Below are 11,567 nucleotides of genomic sequence, written 5' to 3' on the forward strand. Positions count from 1 at the left end.
AACCAATAACCAATAACCAATAACCAATAACCAATAACCAATAACCAATAACCAATAACCAATAACCAATAACTACTAACTAAGGACTAATTCCCCAAAAAATGGCTTCTGGTGCGTCAATTATGCAGGAAGCTGTATCGGGAAAGGCTGCGGTGAGGTATTGCAATAACAAAGTTCGATCGCCCCCGGTGAGTGCAATTTTGCTATTGGGAAACAACCTCTGCCAATCTTCAATAAAATCCCTAACTCCTGCCAGAGTGGCATACACCACTCCGCTGTGAATTGCCCCAGCAGTATTTTTTGCCCAGCGGTGTGGCAGATTTTCTGGTAAACTAACTGAGGGCAATGCAGCGGTTTGTTTCCCTAGCGACGACAATTGCAAACCCAAACCGGGCAAGATAGCGCCCCCAACTAAATACCTATTGACATCTGCCCCAGTAAATGTTAGAGCTGTACCAGCATCTATAACTAAAACTGGCCAACCCAATTGGTTGCCAGCACCCAGTAAAGCCAAAGCTCTGTCAATTCCTAGAGTAGGATACAGTCCCCCGATCGGCAACTGGTCTAAAGTAATAATTCGGACATTAGGATAACTCTGCCAGATTGCTGTTTGCTGGGGAACTACTGATGCCAAAACCAGAGGTGGCGCGATGAAAGAAACTGCGTCAGAATTAGAAACGGCGGGAGTATCATGAAGAAAAGGGAGATTTAGATCTGATATTTGGCCGATGGAACTCATGACTGTTTTTACCAAATATTCGGCTTTTTCTGTCTCACAGAGCGTGGAAACAGCATCAGCTTTCAGATGCTCTGTATTCCATGTTTTTTCTATGGTTTTCCCAGCAAATAATCCCCAGTGGAGTCGCGAATTGCCGATCGCCAAAGCTATTTTAACCTCGTCTTTACCTGTGAATTGAGGTGTCAGGTTGCTTGTAGCAACTAGCGGGCGAAAATTATCGACAATTGAGTTTTTCATGTTTATCGAGCGCGATCGTCAACATTGAACTAAAGATAGATTTTAGATTAATTTGATTCGCTTAACCTAGCAAGTAAGTCTAATTTACCTGCAAAAAAACAGGTTGCGCGCCCCCGACAATTGTTGTGGATGCTTCCAAAGTTTTAGAATTTTGTTCCTGCTAACCGATCTGTGAAGTAAATCTCAAAGCGAAAAATGGAAAATCTCAAATCGACCGATAGCTAAGGAATTTCAATGGCGCGCGCTTAATTTGTATTTTCGGCTACATAACCCACATTCTGCACCCTCAACTGTCACAGAGTACAATTACTCAGAGCAATCGATTTTTAAAGTGATAAATTATGCCTCTCAAAAAACTTTTTTCCGTCTATAGCGGTTTTCAAGCGTGGTGAGGTATACCCTAAGCCCACAGAGGTTTATGCCCTATCCTAGATAGTAGCTTTTATGAGAGATTGAAAGGCTATATATACGGTAATAAAGTATAATCTAGAGCTTAATTGTTCAATAAAAGTAAGTAAAAACCGATTGTGACAGTTGAGGGTGCGGAATGTGGACAGAACGCTTAATTTATATTTATAAATATTTGTAAAGCAAATAATTGCAAGGGTCGGGGTGCATCCTTTATAATGTTTTAATATCTTCCAACATTCCTAGTAGTGGCGATCGCGCTGTTGGCAGGGTAAGCAAATCTGTAAAGAACCAGGATCTATCGAAATACAGTACAACGGCAGAGTAAATATGTCTCTAAAAATACAACAACAAGAAAACCATTGCACGATCTTCACTTCGCAATTGCCGGAAGCTGAAAATTGGAGGCAGGAAGAAGGTCTTTTGCAGCCGCAAATAGACGAACAAAAAGCCCTAATTGTGCAGATGCAGCAGCAAGTTCAGCTATCAAACCTGCTCAACCAAATTAATAACGAAATTCGCAGCACACTTGACATAGAAGAAATTTTGACATCTGCCTGCCGATTGCTGGGGCAAGTGCTGCAGTCCAGCCGCGCGAGTATTTTAGTCAAAGAATCAAGTACAGGAAATATTTTAGTCACGCGGGGAGAGTACAACGCGGGGGATTATCCGATCCAACTGGGCATGAAAGTACCGCTTGCTGACAACCCGCACTTGGAAAAAGTTATGTCTCAGCAGGAGTCGCTAGCAGTGACGAAGTTTCTCGATTTTCCGGGGTTGAACCCACAAACCAGGACAATTGCGGAAGCTTTGGAGATTAAGTCAATGCTGTCAGTAGCTACTCGCTATCAAGGTGAAGTCAATGGCATAATTGGCTTGCATCAGTGCGATCGCGAACGGGAATGGACAGATTGGGAAAGGCAACTTGTAGAAGGGGTAGCTTCTCAATTGGCGATCGCGATCAATCAAGCCAAACTCTACAGGAAAACCCGCCGCCAAGCTGAACGAGAATCGCTGCTGCGACTGATCGGCAACCAAATTCGCAGTACGCTGGATCTGGGAACTATCCTGGAAACAGCGGTGAGAGAAGTCCGCCAAATGTTGCAGTGCGATCGAGTAATTATCTACCAGTTTGAAGATAACTGGCAGGGAAAAGTTGTCGTTGAAGATATGACGGTTCCTTGGCCTTCAATTTTAGGAGATATGGGGGCAGATAAGTGTTTCAGAGGAGATTACGCCGATCTTTACCAGCAAGGGCGAGTCAAAGCAATTAATGATATTTTTAATTCCGGTTTAGAGCCTTGTCACGTTGATTTTTTAGACAGTTTGCAGGTAAAAGCTAATCTGATCGTACCGATTATTACATCCAGAAATGAAGAAAATTCGCTGTCTGCCGACGGAAGTTGTAATTTCAAATTTCCCGGTAGACTTTGGGGTTTGCTGATTGCTCACGAGTGCCGGGATACTCGCAACTGGCAGCGACAAGAAATGGAGTTGCTGTCGCAGCTAGCCGACCAAATGGCGATCGCGATTCAGCAAGCAGAACTTTACAGCCAAGTCCGAGAAGCTGCGGTCAAATCTCAAGCTCAAACCCAGCAACTGCAAGCAGCGCTGCAAGAATTGCGATCGGCACAGCAGCAATTAATTCAAACCGAAAAAATGTCTGGTTTGGGGCAAATGGTGGCGGGAATTGCTCACGAAATCAACAACGCCAACAATTTTATTCACGCCAATTTGTTTCACGCTAAAGAATATTTTAAAGTCTTAAACGAAGCTCTTGAATTCTGCGGAACAGCCTGCCCGGAAGCCGCGGAAGCACTTGTCAAAATCAATGAAGAACTAGAACTAGATTATGTTCGAGAAGACTTTGGCAAACTGCTCAATTCCATGCGAGAAGGCAGCGGTAGGATTCGCTCAATCGTGACGACGCTGCGAAGTTTTTCTCGATTAGACGAGGCGGAATTTAAAGCGGTGGATTTGCATGAAGGTTTGGACAGCAGTTTATTGATGCTGCAAAATAAGCTAAAAACCAAGATTAAAATCGAGAAAGAATACGGAAGTTTGCCGCTAGTTAACTGTCATGCAGGCCAAATCAACCAAGTATTTTATAATTTGATTGACAATGCTTTAGATGCGATCGACTCTGCAGACAAACCGGGGGAATTAACAATCCGCAGTTGGCAAAGCGAGCCGGACTGGGTAGCAATTTCTGTCCGCGATACCGGAAATGGCATTCCTGCGGAAATTCAGGATAAGATTTTTGACCCATTTTTTACTACTAAACCTGTCGGGAAAGGTACTGGTTTGGGACTTTCTGTGTGCTATCAGGTAGTTGTGCAAGCCCACGGCGGCCGGATTCGGTGCGTTAGTGAGGTTGGCGGAGGTACTGAGTTGATTGTTGAATTGCCGTTGACCAATCAGATGGGTTGAGATGGGTTAATGATTAGTGGTTGTAAGTTGTTTTGGCATTTGAATTGCATATTTTTGGCTAGCAACTAGACTAACACCCCACTGATGGTTTAATTATTTTTTGAGGTGCAATTTAAATGCTGGGCGAGCTTATTATTGTAAGCCACCGGGTTTCTGTTTCCAACAATGCTTAAATGACGATCGCCCCAGCGCCATTTAATCACAGTATTTGGGCGATCGCACTTATTGTCGATCGCACTTATTGTCGATCGACCTTTTATTGAATTCCAGATTTTTTATAATATAGGGTATTAGCATATTTCGTGGCAAAAAGCAACGATCTAGATCATGAGTTTTTGATGAGCGCGATCGCGCTCCTGTCCAGCTCACCATCATATAATCGCGAGGATCCCTTGACTGCCATCTACCGCCAGATAGACCTTGCAAAAAACCGACGGTAATGCCGTAAAGTTATGCAACATCCAGCCTGAAGCAGATACTGTCTCAGATGCTAGATGTACAGTCTTGTCTCCAGACATTATTTAAGTCTCTAACAGGTGTCGCAGTCAGAGCAAGTGTCTACCACCAAGCGTCAGCCTTCTTCTTGACCGGGGTAAACTACTTGAAAACCTGAAACATCTTCCAACTCGATGCCCCAGAAAATCCATTTTATTTCAGGATTGCCGCGCGCGATCCGGTTCCACCTTAATCGCTGCCATCCTGCGGCGAAACCTCCGGTTTCACGCAGCCATGACTAGCCCTGTGGGTGGTTAAATTCGATCGAATGTTGGAAGCCATGAACGAAGATAACGAGTTTTCTGTCTTCATTTCCGATGAACAAAAACGGGCGCTCATTCTGAGCATCTTTTCAGCCTACTATCACCCGGAAGCTGATAAAAAAGAAGTTATTTTCGATACCAATCGCCTATGGTGTAGCAAATTACTTTTAATTGGGAACTATTTCCCAAAGCGACAGTCATCTACCCTATCAGGAACATCGCCTGGATAATGGATAGCATTGAGTTACGGATTCGGCGTAATGCCTTTGACCCACCTTTTGTACTTCAAAATGTAATATGTAATTATTACATTAACTTAGTAATTTACCCAACCTTAAAATCGCAAAAACTAAGTATTTGTACGTAAACAAACGTCAAATAACTCAGAATTTTCGTATTACTTGGCATACTACAAATAGACGTGCGGAATGTGGGTTTGATGTTTCCTAGTTATTTAATAATCCAGCGGAACGAGCGACCGTTTATAGTCGTACCGAAGCATTAAGCCAAGGTAATCGTTTAGTAGGATTTGCCGACAAGTCCCTGAAAGAAGTATTCTATAGCGAACAAAGTGCATCTCTACTATTAGTTGATTACAATTTATTGACAAAAGTACCAGAGAAAACTATATCGCTAATTTGTCAATTTTTAGGAGAAGAAAATTTCGATCGTGATTTCGATAATGTGCAGTAGGGCGAGCCATTATTTGACAATGAACTGAAAACCCAAGGGTTACATCAGGTGCGTTCTCAAGTCTAGTTTCAAGGAGAGAAAAGCAATCTTATTGCCAGACTCAATTGAGCGATTAGATAGATTATCTTGGTTGGAATAAGACCACAAATAGCCGCGCTAGTGCCATTGTCGAAAAAGCTAAATAAATCGTAAAACCTTGACATCTGTTCCCCGGAGATATCCCTAAACCTTTTTTTCAAGGGAAGTAGGGATTGACTTTAAGAACTATCTTGTCCCTTTTTTAAATGGGTTAGGAAGGGGGTATAGGGCGAGAGGATATCCAGCTTAACTCAAGTGTATTCAAAACCAATCAATCATTAACCGGAAACTAAGCATGACTAAGCAAATCATTTTCGTTGACTCCTCTGTACAAGATTATCAAAGCCTTGTTCAAAGTGCCGAGGGCGGTAAAGTTGTCATTTTAGATGACAAATCCAGCAAAATCGCGCAAATCACTCAATCCTTAGCCGGAGAAAGTGATATTGAAGCATTGCACATCATTTCTCACGGGAATGAAGGGAGTATCACACTCGGTACTGAGGTACTTGATGAAAGTGCGATCGAAACTTTCCGCGATCGGCTAAAACAGTGGGGAAAAGCCTTAACTAAAACAGGCGACATCCTATTATATGGATGTAATGTTGCTGCCGGAGAAGTTGGTAAGAAATTTGTCAAAAAATTAAGTGAAATCACGGGTGCGGCTGTAGCGGCTTCTAATAACTTAACCGGTGCGGCGGCATTAGGTGGAGACTGGAGCTTAGAAGTGAGATTTGGGGAAATTGAAACCCAACCCCTGAATTTTGCCAACTATGGTTATACTTTGCCAGCTACCATCACCAATGTCACTTCAACTGCACCGAATGGTAATTATGTGGCAGGTCAAACTATTCCGATTACCGTTACCTTTAGCGAACCCGTCAACGTCTCCTTCGCCCCGGGCTTTCCAGGATTCAATCTTAACTCAGGAGGAGTAGCAATTTATGCTAGTGGTGCAGGGACAAATACCCTCCTCTTTAACTACACCATAACTGGGGGTCAAGTCGCTGCAAACCTTGATTATAGCTCGACTTCTCTCAACGGTACGATAACTACAGCCTCCGATAATAGTCCTGCTACTTTAACGCTTCCCGTTACAGGTGGGGCTCTTGACTCCCTGGGTGACAATAAAGCCTTTGTCATCGCAGATGCAGTACCACCCACCATCACCAGTGTAACTGCCCCCGCCGCCGCCACTTACAAACTTGGAGATACACTCGACTTTGTGGCAACGTTCAGCGAACCTGTCACTGTCACAGCCGGTGCAACCTTACCCATTACTTTAGATAGTGGTGGGGTAACTGCTGTCTTAGTGGGTTCAGGAGCATTGTCTGCCACCCAAACCTTCCGTTATACTGTTGTAGCTCCCAACCTAGATACCGCTGGCGGCATCGCAGTGGGGACAGCCTTAACTGGAACTATTACAGATGGTGCCGCTAATGCTGTTGCTAACCCTACCTTCACTGCACCCGTCACTCCAACGGTAAATGTGGATGGAGTAGTACCCACCATCACCAGTGTAACCGGACCGATTACACCTGGTACCGGCACACCCACCACCACCTACTTAGCTGGAAATGTCCTCGACTTCACGGCGACTTTTCTCGAACCAGTCACCATCATAGGCGGTGCAAACTTACCCATCACTTTAGATACTGGGGGTACAGTCAATGCTACCTTAACGAGTGGAGGAGCATCATCTGCCACCCATACTTTCGGTTATACTGTTGTAGCTGGCAACGCAGATACCAATGGCATTGGAGTAGGGACAGCCTTAACATTACCTACCGGTGCGACTGTTAAAGATGCCGCAGGGAATGATGCAACTCTTACCTTCACTCCACCCGCAACTCCAACGATAAACGTGGATGCAGTAGTACCTACAGTCACCAGCATCGTTCGTAAAACTCCTACAACAGAATCAATCCCTGGTACAACCACCGCCGTGACTTACACGGTGACATTTAGCGAACAGGTTAGTGGCCTAGATCCCGCTGATTTTACCGTTACTTCCGTCGGCGGTGTTACTAATACCGGTGTTGTCGTTTCGGCACCAACCGCCAGCAACAGTGTAGATGTTACGGTGAATGGCATTGCAGGTGGTGATGGTACTATCCGCTTAGACCTAGCTGCAGCTCCCACAGCGCTTGTTGATAATGCAGGTAATGCCGTCGCAACACCATTTAACACTGGGGACACCTACACGAGAGATGCAACACCACCAATTCTCCAAAGCGTTACTTCTACCACCGCTACTGGCAGTTACAGCAACCTAGCTGCTGCTCCTGATATCAACGTTACTCTAACCTTCAGCGAACCTGTCACATCAACGAGTGCCATAACTGTCGCCTTAAATAATGGTGGCACTGTCACTATTCCAGCTTTCGCCACCGCCGCTGCATCTGTTAGCGGCACTTATACTCCACCAGACGGAGCCACTCCGGGAGTTGCAGGAGCCGGAGATATTCCCCTTCTTGACCTGTTCGCAACAACTCCCATAAATTTGGTTGGAGGTTTAGCAACCTTAACAGATGCTGCTGGCAATGCTATTACTTCTCTGACTCCTACTACGGTATCTTTAGCAGCTAATAACATAACGGTAGATACTAAGGAGCCAACTCTTACCTTAACAACCGCAGCAGTAGCACCTGTCACCGGCCTGTTTAGCGTCACGGCTACCTTTGATGAGACTGTGGGAACAACTTTTGATGATACTGATGTCACTTTAGGCAATGGTAGTATAAGTAACTTTGTTCCAAGTGCTACTACACCTGGACTCTACACCTTTGATGTCACACCTACAAATGATGGGCCTGTCACCATTGATGTCGCTGCATCTAAAGCGACAGATGCAGCATTAAATCCCAATACAGCAGCGCAACTGCTGGTTAATGCGAACGTTCCACCTAAAGTCACCAGTATTAGCTCAACTTCCCCTGATGGTAGCTATGGGACTGGTAAAGTAATTCCGATTACCGTCACATTTACCGAACCCGTCGTCGTCACTGGTTCACCGACGATCGCGCTCAACTCCGGGGGGACGGCTACCTATCGCACTGTGGGTGGTGGTAGCGGTACGAATACGCTCACCTTTGACTACACCGTAGCAGCAGGTCAAACCATCGCTGACCTGGACTATAGCGCGATCGCTGCCCTTACCCTGAATGGCGGTACGATTAATGACGCAACGGTGACGACTAGCGCAGCGATACTCACTCTTCCCGCTCCGGCTGCAGCTAGTTCCTTGGGTGCGAATAAAAACTTAGTCATTGACACCACCCCACCCACCGTTACCATCAACCAAGCCAGCAGCCAAGTTAACGATCCCACGAGTAATAGCCTGATTAACTACACCGTTGCATTTAGTGAACCGGTGACAGGTTTTGATGCTACCGACATTACTTTTGCTGGTGTTGCTGGCGCTACCGCTACTGTAACAGGAGATATTACAGGTCAAAATTACAACGTAGCCGTTACAGGTTTCACCCAACCAGGAACCTTGACTGCTACTATTGCCGCCAATGCTGCCAACGATTTAGCCGGAAATGGTAATACAGTCAGTACCAGTACGGATAATTCTGTCACCTTTAATCCGGTTACTCCCTACGTCACCGCCATCAACAAACTCGATCCAGATCCTACTGCTGCTACAACAGTTAATTATCAAGTCACCTTTAATGAAGCTGTAACAGGAGTTGATGCTGCGGACTTCACCTTAGTAACGAATGGTGTCACCGGCGCAACTATCGGTGCAATCACGGGTTCAGGCACAACCTATAATGTCCCAGTGAACACAGGGACTTTAGATGGCACGGTGCAACTGGATTTAGTCGATGATAACAGCATCCTTAATGCCCTGAATGCTCCTCTAGGTGGAGCAGCTTTGAACGATGGAGACTTTAAGGGACAGGTTTATACTGTTGGTAAAAACAGCCCGCCTGTTGTCGCCGTTGCGATCGGCGATACGTCAGCAACGATCGATACGGGGTTTACTTTTACAATACCCACAGGTACGTTTACCGATCCTAACAACGACCCGTTAACTTACACCGCGACATTAGAAGACGGAACAGCGTTACCGACTTGGTTAACCTTTGATGCAGCAACAGGCATTTTTAGTGGCACACCTGCAACAGCAAATATTGGAAACCTGAAAGTTAATGTGGCTGCTTCCGACGGTCAAGCTTTTACGACCAATACTTTCCTGTTAACGGTATCCGATAAACTCAATACTCCTCCTGTTGTTGCCGTTGCGCTTAACGATACGTCAGCAACGATCGACACGGCGTTTAGTTTTACCATACCCACAGGTACGTTTACTGATGCTAACAACGACCCGTTAACTTATAGCGCGACATTAGAAGACGGAACAGCGTTACCGACTTGGTTAACCTTTGATGCGGCAACAGGCATTTTTAGTGGCACACCTGCAACTGCAAATATTGGAAACCTAAAAGTCAAGGTGAGTGCTTCTGATGGAAAGATTCCTAATCTTCCTGCCAGCAATACCTTTATCTTAACGGTATCCGATAAACTCAATACTCCTCCTGTTGTTGCCAGTGCAACTATCGATAAGTCAACGACGAGCGGTGCGGTGTTTAGTTTTACAGTACCGGCCGGTACCTTTACGGATGCTGAAAATGACCCGTTGACTTACACCGCAACGCAAGAAAACGGCACGGCGTTACCTACTTGGTTAGCATTTGACGCGGCGACTCAGACTTTTAGTGGCACACCTGCGGCTGCAAATGTCGGAAACTTAAAGATCAAATTGACTGCGAATGACGGGAAAGCCTCAACCAGCGATTTCTTCCAACTTGTCGTGAATGCGGCACCGACACCCCCGCAGACACCCGGACAGGGATCCTCGCCGACACCATTACCGATACCAACACCAACACCGGGCCCATCGCCGACACCATCGCCGGGGCCATCGCCGACACCAACACCGGCACCCACATTAGTAATTAACACGCCGCCAATCAGTCTCATCGGTCGTGGCGAACCCACCGGTTTCCCACAAAATCAAGTAGTAGATGGTCAATATTTACTCACCGATGGAGATGATAGCAGCATCCCAACTTCAGCCTTTGGTCAACCAATTCGCGGCTTATCTGGCAATGATAACTTGACCGGAAGTAGCAACGGCGACACCATCTTTGGCGACCAAGGTGCTGATATCATTAATGGTGCTGATGGTAACGATTCCTTATTTGGTGGGAAAGAGTCAGATCAATTATCAGGTGGCAATGGTAATGATTTCTTGAGTGGCAATAATGACAATGACACTCTCACCGGCGGTGCTGGTAATGATATCTTACGCGGTGGTAAGGAAAATGATGTCTTGCTTGGCGGAGATGGAGATGATGAGTTGTGGGGCGATCGAGGTTTCGATGCTCTCACAGGTGGTGGAGGAAGGGACACCTTTGTATTACAATATACTGACACTAACCCATCTCAAGCTGATGTGATTACTGATTTCAATTCTTCTGAGGATAAAATCAGATTGGTTGGTTTTAGTTTCAGTCAATTAACTTTTGAGTCAGTCAACGTCGTTTTAGATGGGGCGACGGCTTTAGCTTCAACGGCAATCAAGTCTGGTAATGACTACTTAGGAGTGGTTTATAATGTGAACCAATCTGCTCTTAATAGTGGTTCTTTCTTGTAAGATTGCGGGGAAAAAACGCTTAGCAAAAGCATCAAAGGGAGGCGATCGCCTCCCTGGAAGCCGGCAACTCAAAACTCTTTATCGCCTTAGCTTCTATAAATCAAAGCCACAGGCTCAAAACTCGGTACTACCAAATCACCATTCTGCTTAGTCAACTGGTTGTACAACCGTTCTCTATTCGGAAAATTAGCAGCAGGTAGTGTCGGAAAACGGCGATACGACACCGTATCTTCCCCCAAAAAACATAAAGCGAAGTCCCATACATCTTCCGAAACACATCATATCAAATCCTCTCTTCATGGGAATAGTAAATTCACTGTTAACTGTTGACTGTTAACATCATGTATGAGTGCAACCGGAATTGATATCACTAGCACCCAAAACTTAGAAACCGGGTTTCTGAGTTTTGGGTGCTTCCCATTTATTTTAAAATTTGATAGGTAAAATTGTAATTTTGTCAATACCTAATTTGTAGATTTTTTCCAAAATGCCCGCGAAACGAAGCTATCCCGTAGGCGATCGCCCCATCCATACATTAATAACTTTCAAGTTACTTAAC

General features: G+C 45.3%; 5 protein-coding genes and 1 pseudogene. 3 read left to right on the forward strand and 3 right to left on the reverse strand.

The annotated features are described in order from the left end of the window. Positions 1 to 70, reverse strand: a pseudogene (locus QUA97_RS28330) (D-galactonate transporter); the annotation flags it as partial. Between the two features lie 9 nt (positions 71 to 79). After that, positions 80 to 976, reverse strand: coding sequence for a pantothenate kinase (locus tag QUA97_RS16615; RefSeq protein ID WP_194066731.1), 897 nt, complete (start codon positions 974 to 976; stop codon positions 80 to 82). Between the two features lie 738 nt (positions 977 to 1,714). On the opposite strand from QUA97_RS16615, the gene QUA97_RS16620 reads away from it, so the two are divergent. The 3 genes from QUA97_RS16620 to QUA97_RS16630 all read left to right on the forward strand — a co-directional run bounded on the left by QUA97_RS16620 (position 1,715) and on the right by QUA97_RS16630 (position 11,008). Beyond that, on the forward strand, positions 1,715 to 3,814 hold the full coding sequence (locus tag QUA97_RS16620; RefSeq protein WP_194066732.1) for a GAF domain-containing sensor histidine kinase: 2,100 nt from the start codon (positions 1,715 to 1,717) through the stop codon (positions 3,812 to 3,814). Positions 3,815 to 4,589: 775 nt separating this feature from the next. Next, complete coding sequence (locus QUA97_RS16625) at positions 4,590 to 4,802, forward strand: hypothetical protein (RefSeq protein WP_333195247.1); 213 nt, start codon at positions 4,590 to 4,592, stop codon at positions 4,800 to 4,802. Between the two features lie 836 nt (positions 4,803 to 5,638). After that, on the forward strand, positions 5,639 to 11,008 hold the full coding sequence (locus tag QUA97_RS16630) for a DUF4347 domain-containing protein (protein ID WP_333195248.1): 5,370 nt from the start codon (positions 5,639 to 5,641) through the stop codon (positions 11,006 to 11,008). Positions 11,009 to 11,094: 86 nt separating this feature from the next. Here the strand turns inward: QUA97_RS16630 and QUA97_RS16635 are convergent, their stop codons facing one another. Then, complete coding sequence (locus QUA97_RS16635; RefSeq protein ID WP_333195249.1) at positions 11,095 to 11,232, reverse strand: hypothetical protein; 138 nt, start codon at positions 11,230 to 11,232, stop codon at positions 11,095 to 11,097. Positions 11,233 to 11,567: the final 335 nt, after the last annotated feature.

It is taken from the genome of Microcoleus sp. CZ3-B2 (assembly GCF_036705055.1).
Lineage (GTDB): Bacteria > Cyanobacteriota > Cyanobacteriia > Cyanobacteriales > Microcoleaceae > Microcoleus.